Raw genomic sequence first — 12,354 nt, forward strand, 5'->3', positions numbered from 1 at the left:
CGCCCCGGCGGCCGGCCGTACTCCCCAGGGTGCGGAGGGACACCGGGGTGGCGGCGCACGCAACTCGTCGGCACACGAAGGGATCTGTCCCCCCATGTACACAGCATCGTCCTCCGTGTCCGCCCCGTCCGGACCGCAGCGCTCGGTCATCGCCGGAGGCGGACCGTACGCCGCCCCTGGTCAGGCAGGCCGGGCACGGCGCCAGGCAGGCGCGGGCACCCCCCAGGTCAGCGGCAGGCTGGACCTGTCGGGCCCGCAGGGTGCCCAGCTGCGGACGGCGGTCGCGTCGGTCCACCGCATCTGCCCCGACTTCCATCCGGCGCAGGTACTGCGCCGCAGCGGCCGCTCCGTGCTGCTCGTCGGGTCGGCCGGCCGTGCCACGGTGGTGGCCAAGTGCCTGCTCGACCAGTCCCCGGTGTGGGTCGAGCGGTTCAGGCACGAAATAGCGTCGTACCGCGCGTTCGTCAGGAACCGCCCGCCGGTGCGCGTCCCGCGCCTGGTGGCGGCCGACCCTGCGGGCGGCGCGCTCGTCCTGGAACGGATCCCCGGCCGGCCGGCCGCGCTCTCCCGCCACCCGCTGCAGGCACCGCCGCGCACGGACGTCCGTGCGGTGCTCGGCGCGATCGCCGGGCTCAACGCGTGGCAGCCGCCCGCCGGGCGGTTCGAGGCACCGCTCGACTACGCGTCGCGGATCTCGCGCTACCACGAGCTGGGCCTCTTCACCGACCGCGACCTCGGCGACCTGCAGAAGCTGCTGCACGGCATCGCGGCCCAGCGGCACGGCGCCCGCCAGTTCTGCCACGGCGACGCACTGCTGTCCAACGTGCTGATCGCCCCGACCGGCCCGGTGCTGGTCGACTGGGAGCACGCGGGCTGGTACCTGCCTGGCTACGACCTGGCGACGCTGTGGGCGGTCCTCGGCGACGATCCCGCCGGGCGCCGCGAGGTCAGCAAGCTGGCGCAGTCGGGCGGGCCTGCCGCACGCGACGCCTTCCTCGTCAACCTGATGCTGGTGCTGACGCGCGAGATCAGGATGTACGAGACGGCCGTGCAGCGCACGCTGCGTGAGGCTCCCCCGGTGGGCGGTCAGGTGGCGCAGACGCAGAGCGGCCTCGCGCCGGGCGAGGAGCAGCGGCTGCTGCTGCGGCGGCTGCACGACGACTGCGCGCTGGCGCGGCGCGCCGTGCGGGCCGCGGTCGGCACCAGGTGACCGTGCGGTACCGCCGGGCGGACGCCTGCGCCGACGGACTGGACGGGGGAGGTCAGCCCTGCTGGAACAGTTCGGCGGGGAGCGGCTTGAGCAGCGCGTAGAGGTCGTCCGTGATCGGGCGGTCCCAGCTCGCGATGGTGACGAGGACGTTGTCGCTGCGGTCGAACTGCACGCAGGAGACGCGGTCCTCGGACAGCTTGAGGCGGCGCACGATCAGCAGGTTGTCCCCCTGCATCACCGGGGAGTCCTCCGCGCCCACGACCTCCACCGGCTCGTCGTTCTCCAGCGCGAGCAGCAGCTGGGCGACCTCGAAGGGGACCTGGCCCTCGGAGAGCTCGCGCGCCGGGGACCCCTCGGGCAGGTTCCCGATGATCATCGCGGGGCCGCGGCCGCCGAAGAGGTCGTACCTCAGGAACACGCCCTGGCAGGTCCCGTCCGGCGCGGGGAGCAGCCCGGCGCCGAGGTTGCCGGGCCAGTCGCCGGGGTCCATGGCCAGGACGTCGAAGTCGGGGCCGGCGGGCGTGGCTGCGCTGCGGCGGCGGAGGAAGGACATCTCCCCATCGTACGGGTCCCGCGGCCTCCGCAGGAGCCGGGGCGGCCGTCGCCGGGCGCGTAAGGACCCACCTCGGCGGGCCGGGGAACGCCCGGCCGCGGGGGGTGCGTCGGGCCGCGTTCAGATGCCGAACGCGGCGAGCGCGTCGAGGAATGCGTGTGGTTTCCGCCCGTGCACGAGGTGGCCGGCGTCGATGGTGACGAGCCGGGCGCCCGGGACGCGCTCGGCCTGCCGGGCGTAGCCCTGCTGCGGGAACGGGCTCGACGGGCCGCCGGCGACGACGAGTGTAGGCGCCGCGATGCGTGCGAGCCCTTCGTACCAGGCGGGGTCGGGCGCGTTCAGCGCATCGTCCACGGCGGGCACGACGGCCCAGTCGAACCCGAGCGGTCCCGGCGGATGCTCCGCGGGCGGGCGCGGCGGGTCCAGCGGCAGCAGCGGCGGGCTCTCCTCCAGCACGAGGCGGCCGACGAGGCCCGGCGCGTCCTGGGCCAGCAGGGTGGCGGCGAACCCGCCCATCGAGTGGGCGACGATGTCGGCGCCGGTGAGGTCGAGCGCGGCGAGGAAGCCGCCGAGGTCGTCGCGGAAGCCGGGCAGCGAGTACCGGCCGGGCCAGTCGCTGCGGCCGTGGCCGCTGAGGTCGAGTGCGAGGACGCGACGGCGGTGCGCGAGGGCGGCCGCGACGGTGGTCCAGTCGAGGCTGTCGGCGGTGCGGCCGTGCACGAGGACAACCGGCGGGGCGTCGTGCTCGGCGCCCCAGACCCGGTAGGCGAGGCGCAGCCCGTTCGCCCGTACGGTCAGGGGCGCCGGGGCGCCCGGCGGGTCCGTGGCGTGGATGGCTTCAGGCGTCATGGTGCGATGCTCGCACCCCGCCGAAGTGTTGACGGGGCGCCGCAGTGGCTGGATAACGTGTCCCACGGCCGCTCAACCGAATGATCGGTCGACGGAAGGGAGCGTCGGATGGCACCTCTGCTCGACTCCGGGGAGCGGCTGACCCGCGTGGAGCTCGAAGCGCTCCAGCTGGAGCGGTTGCGTGCGACCCTGCGGCACGCCTACGACAACGTCGGCTTCTACCGCCGCGCTTTCGACGCGGCGGGCCTGCGTCCCGAGGACTGCGAGAGCCTGGCCGATCTGGCGCGCTTCCCGTTCACCGCGAAGGCCGACCTCAGGGACAACTACCCGTTCGGCATGTTCGCCGTCGAGGAGTCCCGGGTGCGCCGCATCCACGCGTCCAGCGGGACGACGGGCCTGCCGACGGTCGTCGGGTACACCGCGCGTGACCTGGACACCTGGGCCGACGTGATGGCGCGCTCGATCCGCGCCGCGGGCGGCAGGCCCGGGCACAAGGTGCACGTGGCGTACGGGTACGGCCTGTTCACGGGCGGCCTCGGCGCACACTACGGCGCCGAGCGGCTGGGCTGCACGGTCATCCCCGCGTCCGGCGGCATGACGGCCAGGCAGGTGCGGCTGATCACGGACTTCCGTCCCGAGGTCATCATGGTGACGCCCTCCTACATGCTGACGCTCCTCGACGAGTTCGAGCGGCAGGGCGTCGACCCGCGGTCCACGTCCCTGAAGGTGGGCATCTTCGGTGCCGAGCCGTGGACGGAGGCGATGCGGCGGGAGATCGAGGAGCGGTGCGGGATCGACGCCGTGGACATCTACGGCCTCAGCGAGGTGATGGGCCCGGGGGTGGCGCAGGAGTGCGTGGAGGCCAAGGGGGCGCTGACCGTCTGGGAGGACCACTTCTACCCGGAGGTCGTCGACCCGTTCACCGGGGAGGTGCTGCCCGAGGGCGAGGAGGGCGAGCTCGTCCTCACGTCGCTGACGCGTGAGGCCATGCCGGTCGTGCGTTACCGGACGCGTGACCTCACCCGTCTGCTGCCGGGGGACGCGCGGGTGTTCCGCCGCATGGCGAAGGTGACGGGCCGCTCGGACGACATGGTCATCCTGCGCGGGGTGAACCTCTTCCCCACCCAGATCGAGGAGATCGTCCTGCGTACGCCGGCCGTCGCCCCGCACTTCCAGTTGCGGCTGACGCGCGAGGGCAGGCTGGACGCGCTGACGGTACGGGCCGAGGCCCGGGCGGGCGCCACGCCTGAGCAGCGGGCGGAGGCGGCGATCATGATCGCGGCGGCCGTCAAGGACGGCGTAGGGGTCTCGGTCGCGGTGGAGGTGGTGGACCCGGAGACGCTGGAGCGTTCCGTGGGCAAGATCCGGCGCATCGTGGACCTGCGTGAGGTTACGGGCTGACCGCGAGGAAGACGAACGCCGCGCAGAGCACGAGGTGCACGCCGCCCTGGAGCATGGTGGCGCGGCCGGGCAGCACGGTGAGGGCGCCCACCACCAGAGTCAGCGCCAGCAGCACTATGTGGGTGGGGTCGAGCCCGAGCACGAGCGGGCCCTTGATCCACACGGTGGCGAGCGCGATGGCCGGGATCGTCAGCCCGATGCTGGCGATGGCGGAGCCGTACGCGAGGTTCAGGCTGGTCTGGACGTGGTCGCGGCGTGCGGCCCGCACGGCCGCCAGCGTCTCGGGCAGCAGGACGAGCAGCGCGATGACCACGCCGACGACCGCCTGCGGCAGCCCAGCCGAGGACACGCCCGACTCGATGGTCGGCGACACGGCCTTGGCGTCGCCGACGACGGCCACGAGCGCCACGAGCAGCAGGCCGAGGCTCACCAGCGCGGCGCGTCCCGTGGGGGGCGCGCCGTGCTCGTCGCCCGCGCTCTCGTCGGGCCTGCCCTCGTCGGTCACCGGCAGGAAGTACTCGCGGTGGCGCACGGTCTGCACGGTGACGAACAGCCCGTACAGGGCGAGCGACGTGAAGGGCGGCGAACGCCAGCTGCGTGCCGGAGTAGCGCGGTCCCGGGGTGCTGGTGGTGAACGTGGGCAGGACGAGTCCGAGCGTGGCGAGTGTGCCGACGGTCGCCAGTGCCGCGCTCGCTCCCTCCGCGCTGAACACGGCGACCCGCCGGCGCAGGGCGCCGAGCAGGAGGCAGGCGCCGGCGATGCCGTTGCAGGTGATCATGACGGCGGCGAAGACGGTGTCGCGGGCGAGCGAGTGGCTGTCCGAGCCGCCGTCGATCATCAGGGTGACGATGAGGGCCACCTCGATGAGGGTGACGGCCACGGCCAGGACGAGTGACCCGAACGGCTCCCCCACGCGGTGCGCCACCACCTCGGCGTGGTGGACGGCCGCGAGGACCGCGCCCGCGAGGCAGAGCGCGATCAGCGCGACGGCGAACCCCGGGATGCCCTTCCTGCCCCAGCTCAGGACGAGTGCGACCACGGCGACGAGCGGCACGGCGACGGTCCACCGGGACAGCAGGGAGCGCAGCACGGAACGCGTCGTCATGGTCGACACGCTGCCAGAGCCCGGCCTCTCGCGCCCGTCGGCAGCGGCGGGACGCACGCGCGGCGGCGCGCGGGGCCGAGGCCCGTCCTGGCGGCCCTACGGGCGCCGGGTGAGCACGAGCGGGCCGGTCTCGGTGATGGCGACCGTGTGCTCGGAGTGAGCGGTGCGCGAACCGTCGGCCGAGCGGATCGTCCAGCCGTCCGGGTCGAAGACGATCTTGTCCGTCCCGGCGGCGAACCAGGGCTCGATCGCGATGGTCAGCCCGGGGCGCAGCTTCCAGCCGCGGCCCGGACGTCCGTCGTTGGGGATGTGCAGGTCCTCGTGCATCGTGCGGCCGATGCCGTGGCCGCCGAACTCCAGGTTGACCGGGTAGCCGTACTCGGCGGCGACCGCGCCGATGGCCGACGAGATGTCCCCGAGCCTGTTGCCCGGCAGGGCGACCTCGATCGCGGCTTCCAGCGCGACCTCGGTGGCCTCGATGAGCCGCAGGTCCTCGCGGGCCGGGGTGCCGACGACGACGGAGTGGGCCGAGTCCGCGGCCCAGCCGTCGATGGTCACGGCCATGTCCATGGACAGCAGGTCCCCGTCGCGCAGCTTGTAGCCGTGCGGCAGGCCGTGCAGCACGGCGTCGTTGACCGAGAGGCACACCACGTTGCGGAACGGGCCCCTGCCGAACGAGGGGGCGTAGTCCCAGTAGCAGGACTCCGCGCCGCGCTCCTTGATCCGGCGGCGGGCGTGGTGCTCGAGATCCATGAGGTCGACGCCCACCGCGGCGAGGCCGCCCAGCTCGGCCAGCACCTCGCCGACGAACCGTCCGGTGACGTGCATGCGTTGGATGTCCTTGGGGGACTTGTGCTCGATCACCGTGATCCTCGACTTCCCGGAGCGCCAGAGAGGTATATTTATACCAGAGGCAAGGTGGTTGCCGCCGAAATCGGGCGGCTCTACCATGTGCGCATGGTTCGCCACCCGCTCGCCCCAGAACAGATCGAGGCGGGCCGGCGCCTCGGGGCGGCACTGCGCTCCGCCCGGGCCGGACGCAGCCCCGCCGAGGTCGCCCTGGCCGCGGAGATCTCGCCTGAGACCCTGCGCAAGATCGAGACCGGCAGGCTGCCCACGCCCGCGTTCGGCACCATCGTCCGGCTCAGCGAGGTACTCGGCGTACCGCTGTCCGAGCTGGCCGGCGTCTGGCGCACGGACCCCGCCCTGAGCAAGGCCTCCTAGGCCGCCTCTCCCCGGCCCTCACATCCGTGACTTCAGCACGTCGACCTCACAGCCGGGCGCGAACGGGTCGAAGCCGTGCTCGACCAGCCAGCGAACCCCCAGCAGGCTGCGCAACGACCACCACGCGCGGATCACGTCGAGGTCGACGCCGGTGCCGTAGCCTGCGGCGACGTCGCCCAGGTGCTCCTCGTGCCCGAGCGTCAGGGTGGCGAGGTCGAACAGGGCGTCGCCCCGGCCCGCCTCCGACCAGTCGATGATGCCGGTGACCCTGTCGTGCGCGACGAACACGTGATCGCTCTGCAGGTCGCCGTGAGTGAACACCTCGGTCCACGGCCGGAGCGCGGCCTCGGCGACCCGGCGGTTGCGGGTGACCAGGCCGGCGGGCAGGACGCCGTTCCTGACGAGCGCCTCGCACTCGCCGTCGAGTTCCGCCGCCAGCTCGGCCGGATCCCGCCGGCGCCGGCCGCGCCAGGGCGGCAGCGGCGCGTCGTGCAGCTTGCGGATGGCGGCGCCGGCCGCGGCCCACGCCGCGGGGGAAGAGGTCGACGGCTCGCCGAGGCGGCCGAGCGCAGTCCCGGGGACCGCCGCGATCGCGAGCACGGGAGGTTCGCGCCACAGCACCTTCGGGGTCGGGACCGGCGCCAGGGCCATCGCACGTACCTCGACGTCGACGCGCGCGCGATCGGCGTCCACCTTCAGGAAGACGTCGCCGACGCGCAGGGTCGCCCGCTCGGAATGGGCGACGACGACTTCCACCTCATCCATGAGTGACCAGTATCCGGGCAGTGGGCGCCGCCGCCACCGGTTTTCCGCGCGTGACGGCACCTCAGGCCGCGTCCGCCACGGAGCGAACTCGCGGGACTCGCGGTGCGAGGGTTGACAGGCGCGCCCTGCCGCAAGAAAGTTTCAGCTGTTTGCGCAGTCCCGAAAGATACTTTCAGGGAGGGCTTGGATGTCGGAGGACCATGTCATCGCGGGCAGATCGGTGAGCCGGCGCCAGTTCGCGGGCGCCGCGCTGGCGTTGGGCGGCGCGCTCGCCGTCGGCCCGTTGCCATTCGCCGGTACGGCGGCCGCCGCGCCCGCCGGGCACGGGCGGCAGCGCACCACCACGCTGCGGCACGGTTCCGCACGCGCGGCCGGCCTGCTCGGCGACCAACTCGACGAGCTGGTCACGGCAGCGGAACGCTACCTCGGCCCCTCCCCCACCCACCCCTACTACGCGGGGGCGGTGCTGCTCGCCGGGCGCGGCGGCACGGTCGCGCTGCACCACCCCATCGGCAAGGCCGTGCGCTACAGCGGCTACGACGACAAGACCGACACCGGCATCGAGTTCCCGCCGGAGCAGCAGATCGACGCGGCCCGTGACACCGTCTACGACCTGGCGTCGCTGTCCAAGCTGTTCACCTCGCTCCTCGCGGTCCAGGAGGTCGAGCGCGGCCGCCTCGACATCGAGTCGGCCGTCGCGCACTACCTCCCCGAGTACGCGGGCGGCGGCAAGCAGGACATCACCCTCAGGATGCTGCTCACGCACACCTCGGGGCTCCAGGCCGACCTGCCGTTCTACGACGAGCCCGACCGGGCCGCGAGGCTGCGGTTGCTGTGGAACGAGGCACCCGTCAATCCGCCCGGCACGGTGTACCTCTACTCGGACCTCAACATGATCTCGCTGCAGCTGGTGCTGGAGAAGATCACCGGCAGGCCGCTGGACGAGCTGGTGCGCACGCGGATCACGGCGCCCCTCGGCATGACCCGCACCCGCTACAACCCGCCCGCCTCCTGGAAGCCGAGGATCGCCGCGACCGAGGACGAGCGGCCGCCGTGGTCGGCGCTCACCCGCGGCCTCGTCTGGGGCGAGGTACACGACGAGAACGCGTACGCCTTCGACGGTGTGGCGGGCCACGCCGGGGTCTTCTCGTGCGCCTGGGACCTCGCGATCCTCGCGCGTACCCTCCTCAACGGCGGGGCCTACGGCAGGGCGAGGATCCTGCGACCCGACTCCGTGAAGCTGATGTTCACCAACTTCAACACGGCGTTCCCGGGTGACGAGCACGGCCTCGGCTGGGAGCTCTACCAGCACTGGTACATGGGTGCCATGGCCACCCCGCGCACGGCGGGCCACACCGGGTTCACGGGCACCAGCATCGTCATCGACCCGACGAGCGACTCGTTCCTGATCGTCCTCGGCAACTCCGTGCACCCGGTGCGCAACTGGCGCACCGGCAGCGCGCCTCGCGTGGCCACGGGCGACCGGATGGCGCGTGCCGTCGCCGTCACGCCGCCCGACGGGCACACGGCCTGGTTCTCGGGGATGGCGAGCGCGTCGACGGCCACGCTGACGCTGCCCGACCTGACGCTGTCCTCGTCCGGTCCCCGTTACGAGTCGTCGCTGTGGTGGGACACCGAGCCGGGTTCGGACTTCGCCTACCTGGAGGCGTCCACGGACGCGGGCACGACCTGGAGTCCTGTCCCGTTCACGACGTCGGTCGGCTCGGACTCGGCGCAGGAGCACACCGCGGGCTCGGCCACCGGGTGGTCGGGGCGCGTGTGGCACCGGCTCTCCGCCGACCTCACCGCCTGGCGCGGCAAGCAGGTGCGGCTGAGGTGGCGGTACAGGACCGACCCGCTGTACGTGGGGCGCGGTGTGTACGTGGCCGGGCAACGCGTCGACGACGGCGGACGTGCCCTGTTCGACGAGAGGCGTCGCGCGGACGCGTCCCGTGTCACGGCGGACGGCTGGACCAGGTCACGCACCTGACGGCCCGTGCGGCCCGCTGATCGGCGGCCGGTGGCGCGCGACGGGGGCGCGCCACCGGCCGCGTCCCTGTCGGCCGCGTCCCTGTCGGCCGCGTCCCCGTCGCGGGCGGCCCACCGGCCGCGCCGGTCACTTGCCGAGTACCGCCATCGCCGCGTTGTGTCCCGGCACACCACTCACTCCCCCGCCGCGCACGGCGCCCGCCCCGCACAGCAGGACGGCGGGGTGCGCGGTCTCCACGCCCCAGCGGCCCGTCTCGGACGTCCCGTACGGGAAGGACAGGTCGCCGTGGAAGATGTGCCCGCCCGGCAGGCCGAGTTCACGCTCCAGGTCCAGCGGGGTCTTGGCCTCCACGCAGGGGCGGCCGTCGGCGTCCGTGGCGAAGCAGCCGGCGATGGGTTCGGCGAGCACGTCGTCGAGGCGGCTCAGCGTCGCGGTGAGCAGCCGCTCGCGCGCGGCGTCGTTGGCCGCGTCGCCGCCCGCGAACAGCCGGGCGGGGGTGTGCAGCCCGAACAGCGTCAGGGTGTGGTGTCCCTTGCCCGCGAGGCCGGGGCCGAGGATCGAGGGGTCCGTCAGGGTGTGGCAGTAGATCTCGGAGGGCGGAGCCGAGGGGAGCCGGCCGTCGGCCGCGTCGCGGTAGGCGGCGGCCAGCTCGCCGTATCCCTCGCCGACGTGCAGGGTGCCGGCGAACGCCTCCCGCGGATCGACGGACGTGTCCTTGAGTCGCGGCAGCCTCGTCAGCACCATGTTGACCTTGAACTGGGAACCTTCCGCGGGGCTCGGCTCCTGCTCCCCCAGCAGGGCGGCGAGCGTCCGCGGCGAAGCGTTCACGAGGACGCGTCCGGCCCCCACCGTCGACTCGCGGTCGCCGGCGCGGTAGGTCACTTCGGCGCGGCTCCCGTCGGTGTCGATGCGCACCGCCTCGTGCCCTGTGGCGATCTCGGCGCCGGCCGCCCGCGCGGCGCCGGCCAGCGCGTCGGTCAGCGCGCCCATGCCGCCGACGGGCACGTCCCAGCTTCCGGTGCCGCCGCCGATGACGTGGTAGAGGAAGCAGCGGTTCTGTACCAGGGAGGGGTCGTGCGCGTCCGCGAACGTGCCGATCAGGGCGTCGGTGAGTACCACACCCCGCACCAGGTCGTGGTGGAAGCGGTCCTCGATCGCGACGCCGATCGGTTCCTCGAACAGGGCGCGCCATGCGGCCTCGTCGTCGATGCGCTCGCGCAGCTCGTCGCGTGTGGGCAGCGGCTCGGTGAGCGTGGGGAAGACCCGCTCGGCCACGCGCGTGGTGGCGCCGTAGAACCGCTGCCACGCCACGTACTCCGCGTCGCTCCCGGTCAGCTCGGCGAACGAGGCGCGGGTGCGGCCCTCCCCCACGAGCAGCCCGCCGTCGCCGAGGGGCGTGTACGACGAGACGGGCCTGCGGCGCACCTCGAACCGCAGCCCCAGATCGGTGCGGATCTTGTCGGGCAGCAGCGACACGAGGTACGAGTAGCGGGACAGGCGTGCGTCCACGCCGGGGAACGGGCGGGTGGACACGGCGGCGCCGCCGGTGGCGCCGAGGCGTTCGAGGACGAGGACGGAGCGTCCCGCCCTGGCGAGATAGGCGGCGGCGACCAGTCCGTTGTGGCCGCCGCCCACGATCACTGCGTCGTACGAGGCATGTGCGGGCATGGCCCTTCGTAACACGCGGATCTTCGGCGGCCAAGGTGGCGCGGGCGATCCGGTGCCGTGGAGGTGGCGCCGCGGAGGTGGTGCCGCGGGCGTTGCGTGGGCGCGCTGTGCGCGTGCGTGGCGCCGGGTCAGGCCGTTGACGAGCCGCGTCCCGCGCGCAGGGCGCCGATGCTCGCGCGCAGCCTGCCCGCCTCCTCCGTGCGGCCCAGCTGCTCCAGGCAGCGCGCCTCGTCGCCCAGGGCGGTGAGCGTGTCGGGATGCGCGTCGCCCAGGACGCGGGCGCGGGCGGCGCAGACCTCCCGGTACTCGGCGAGCGCGTCGTCCCAGCGGCCGAGCCAGCCGAGCGCGACGGCGACCTCCCGGCGGCTGACGAGCGTGTCGAAGTGGTCGGGGCCCAGGGCGCGGCCGCGTACCGCCGCGACGTCGCGCGCCTCGGCGAGCGCCTCGTCCCAGCGGCCGAGCCGGCCGAGGTTCACACCGTAGCCGTGGCGGGCGCGCAGCGTCTCCTGGTCGTTCGGGCCGCCGAGGCGCGTGCGGTCGGCGGCCAGTGCGCGGAACTGTTCGAGGGCGTCCTCCGCGCGGCCGAGCCTGCCCAGGCAGATGCCGATCTCGTAGCGGGCGGCGAGCGTGTCGCGGTGATCGGCGCCGAGGACGCGGGTCCTGGCCGCGGCGACCTCGCCGTAGCGGTCGAGCGCCTCCTGCCAGCGGCCGAGCCGGCCGAGGGCGTAGGCGGCCTCGTACCGGCTGACGAGCGTGTCGGGGTGGTTCTCGCCCAGCTTCTCCGCGCGGGCGGCGGCGACCTGCTCGGCCATGGCGAGCGACTCCTCGGTCCTGCCGAGCCTGCTCAGGCTGAATGCCAGGTTGTGGCGGCAGCGGAGGGTGTCCGGGTGGTCGGGGCCCAGGGTGCGCTCGCGTGAGGCGAGCAGCGACGCGTACACCTCGTGGGCCTCGGCGTGACGGCCGAGCCTGCCGAGGACGTGTGCCGTCTCCTGGCGGGCGGCGAGCGTCTCGGGATGGTCGGGGCCGAGGGCTCGTTCCCTGCCCTCGGCGACCTCCGCGAAGGCGGCGAGGGCCTCGGCGTGCCTGCCGGTCCTGGTGAGGGCGTAGGCGGTTTCGTGACGGCTGCCGAGGGTGTCCTGGTGGTCGGGGCCGAGCAGGAGTGCGCGTTCCGCGGCGAGGGCGCGGTGCGCCTCGCCGGCCTCGTCCCAGCGGCCGAGGCGCCCGAGACGCAGGGCGGCACTGTGCCGTTCGGCGAGTTCGGCGAGTTCGTCGAGGCGTTCCGCGGTGGGCTGCGCGGGTGTCCGCCGAGTGGCGGCCGGTTGCGGCGGTCCGCTCGGTGCGGCGCGCGTCCCTTCGGCGTGCGTCCCTTCGGCGTGCGTCCAGGCCACGGTCAGGCCGTCGACCGGGCCGGGCCGCGGGCCGCGCGGGGCGGCCGTGCCCGTCGCGAGGCGGCCGGCGGTCATGCCGTGCGTCCAGGCGGGCAGCGCCGGGCCTCCTTCGGCGTTTGCCGGCTCGGGGGCGGGCGCCGGCCCGCGCGCTCCGTGGCTCGGCGTCACCCAGGCGCGCTCGCCGGTCCAGCCGTCCGCCG

The 12,354-nt window shown here is 74.0% G+C and carries 10 protein-coding genes and 1 pseudogene; 4 read left to right on the plus strand and 7 right to left on the minus strand.

All coding sequences use genetic code 11. The features are described 5' to 3' along the window. Positions 1–94 precede the first annotated feature (94 nt). Positions 95–1,210, plus strand: a complete 1,116-nt coding sequence (locus JFN87_RS10395; protein ID WP_209339663.1) for an aminoglycoside phosphotransferase family protein — start codon at positions 95–97, stop codon at positions 1,208–1,210. A 52-nt stretch (positions 1,211–1,262) separates the two neighbouring features. Here the strand turns inward: JFN87_RS10395 and JFN87_RS10400 are convergent, their stop codons facing one another. Then, complete coding sequence (locus tag JFN87_RS10400) at positions 1,263–1,763, minus strand: glycosyltransferase family protein (protein WP_030902223.1); 501 nt, start codon at positions 1,761–1,763, stop codon at positions 1,263–1,265. A gap of 120 nt (positions 1,764–1,883) precedes the next feature. Next, positions 1,884–2,612: an alpha/beta fold hydrolase gene (locus JFN87_RS10405; RefSeq protein ID WP_209339664.1), complete on the minus strand. Its 729-nt coding sequence runs from the start codon at positions 2,610–2,612 to the stop codon at positions 1,884–1,886. Positions 2,613–2,720: 108 nt separating this feature from the next. Between JFN87_RS10405 and paaK the strand changes: the two genes are divergently transcribed. Continuing rightward, positions 2,721–4,013: a phenylacetate--CoA ligase PaaK gene (paaK, locus tag JFN87_RS10410; protein ID WP_209339665.1), complete on the plus strand. Its 1,293-nt coding sequence runs from the start codon at positions 2,721–2,723 to the stop codon at positions 4,011–4,013. Here paaK and JFN87_RS10415 read toward each other — a convergent pair. Continuing rightward, positions 4,003–5,119, minus strand: a pseudogene (locus JFN87_RS10415) (calcium:cation antiporter). The gene paaK and the pseudogene JFN87_RS10415 sit on opposite strands and share 11 nt — an antisense overlap. A gap of 96 nt (positions 5,120–5,215) precedes the next feature. After that, on the minus strand, positions 5,216–5,983 hold the full coding sequence (gene map, locus JFN87_RS10420; RefSeq protein ID WP_209339676.1) for a type I methionyl aminopeptidase: 768 nt from the start codon (positions 5,981–5,983) through the stop codon (positions 5,216–5,218). Between the two features lie 93 nt (positions 5,984–6,076). On the opposite strand from map, the gene JFN87_RS10425 reads away from it, so the two are divergent. After that, positions 6,077–6,343 carry a helix-turn-helix transcriptional regulator gene (locus tag JFN87_RS10425; RefSeq protein WP_209339666.1) on the plus strand — a complete coding sequence of 89 codons (267 nt, stop codon included), beginning with the start codon at positions 6,077–6,079 and terminating at the stop codon, positions 6,341–6,343. 18 nt (positions 6,344–6,361) lie between these two features. Here the strand turns inward: JFN87_RS10425 and JFN87_RS10430 are convergent, their stop codons facing one another. Continuing rightward, positions 6,362–7,108 (minus strand): phosphotransferase family protein, encoded by a 747-nt coding sequence (locus tag JFN87_RS10430; protein WP_209339667.1) that lies wholly within the window; start codon positions 7,106–7,108, stop codon positions 6,362–6,364. Between the two features lie 187 nt (positions 7,109–7,295). On the opposite strand from JFN87_RS10430, the gene JFN87_RS10435 reads away from it, so the two are divergent. Next, a complete protein-coding gene (locus JFN87_RS10435; RefSeq protein WP_209339668.1) occupies positions 7,296–9,098 on the plus strand; it encodes a serine hydrolase domain-containing protein in 1,803 nt (600 codons plus the stop codon). Between the two features lie 126 nt (positions 9,099–9,224). Here the strand turns inward: JFN87_RS10435 and JFN87_RS10440 are convergent, their stop codons facing one another. Further along, entirely contained in the window at positions 9,225–10,766 is a 1,542-nt protein-coding gene (locus JFN87_RS10440) for a phytoene desaturase family protein (protein ID WP_209339669.1), read from the minus strand. Between the two features lie 128 nt (positions 10,767–10,894). After that, positions 10,895–12,354 (minus strand): tetratricopeptide repeat protein (locus tag JFN87_RS10445; protein WP_209339670.1); only part of this gene is annotated, 1,460 nt, incomplete at its 5' end.

Origin of the sequence: Streptomyces montanisoli, from assembly GCF_017813245.1 — a bacterium.
Taxonomy (GTDB): Bacteria; Actinomycetota; Actinomycetes; order Streptomycetales; family Streptomycetaceae; genus Streptomyces; species Streptomyces montanisoli.

Excerpts from the sequence above, each read along its gene's own strand:
- JFN87_RS10395 (WP_209339663.1), top strand. The coding sequence starts at position 95 with ATGTACACAGCATCGTCCTCCGTGTCCGCCCCGTCCGGACCGCAGCGC.
- JFN87_RS10400 (WP_030902223.1), bottom strand. The coding sequence starts at position 1,763 with ATGTCCTTCCTCCGCCGCCGCAGCGCAGCCACGCCCGCCGGCCCCGAC.
- JFN87_RS10405 (WP_209339664.1), bottom strand. The coding sequence starts at position 2,612 with ATGACGCCTGAAGCCATCCACGCCACGGACCCGCCGGGCGCCCCGGCG.
- paaK (WP_209339665.1), top strand. The coding sequence starts at position 2,721 with ATGGCACCTCTGCTCGACTCCGGGGAGCGGCTGACCCGCGTGGAGCTC.
- JFN87_RS10425 (WP_209339666.1), top strand. The coding sequence starts at position 6,077 with ATGGTTCGCCACCCGCTCGCCCCAGAACAGATCGAGGCGGGCCGGCGC.
- JFN87_RS10430 (WP_209339667.1), bottom strand. The coding sequence starts at position 7,108 with ATGGATGAGGTGGAAGTCGTCGTCGCCCATTCCGAGCGGGCGACCCTG.
- JFN87_RS10435 (WP_209339668.1), top strand. The coding sequence starts at position 7,296 with ATGTCGGAGGACCATGTCATCGCGGGCAGATCGGTGAGCCGGCGCCAG.
- JFN87_RS10440 (WP_209339669.1), bottom strand. The coding sequence starts at position 10,766 with ATGCCCGCACATGCCTCGTACGACGCAGTGATCGTGGGCGGCGGCCAC.